The sequence below is a fragment of the Endozoicomonas atrinae genome (assembly GCF_001647025.1).
GTDB lineage: Bacteria > Pseudomonadota > Gammaproteobacteria > Pseudomonadales > Endozoicomonadaceae > Endozoicomonas > Endozoicomonas atrinae.
This window is the reverse complement of record NZ_LUKQ02000819.1, coordinates 1-367: the sequence shown is the minus strand read 5'-3', so window position 1 is coordinate 367 and position 367 is coordinate 1. Positions and strand designations below refer to the sequence as shown.

General features: G+C 58.0%; 1 protein-coding gene. It reads left to right on the top strand.

The features are described 5' to 3' along the window. Positions 1-367 (top strand): SH3 domain-containing protein (locus AK963_RS34565; RefSeq protein WP_202969988.1); only part of this gene is annotated, 367 nt, incomplete at both ends.

The following is a 367-nucleotide window of genomic DNA, read 5'->3' as shown; positions in this document are numbered from 1 at the left end:
GGTACTCTGGTAGTGAGTTATATCGCCCTGGGCAAGTGGCAGGATATCCGGGACACAGGAGCAGGCCAGCTTTCCGGCTCCGGTTCAGGAACCATAATTTTTGCAACCGGATCCGCGGCCATTACCCTGGATGCCATGCCCGACCCGGACAGCGCCATCGTTTACAGCTATGTGGCGCAGAACGATGACGAGGTGACCATTCGCACCGGCAGTGTACCGGTGGATGATATGACCTTCAGGCACACGGTGGAGAAACCCGGCATCAAGCCCGGCAGTCTGACCGTGACTTATATATCCAACAGCCAGAATAAAACCCTGACCGACCAGGGCAACGGCCTGCTGACCGGCGACGGCAATGGCGCTATCC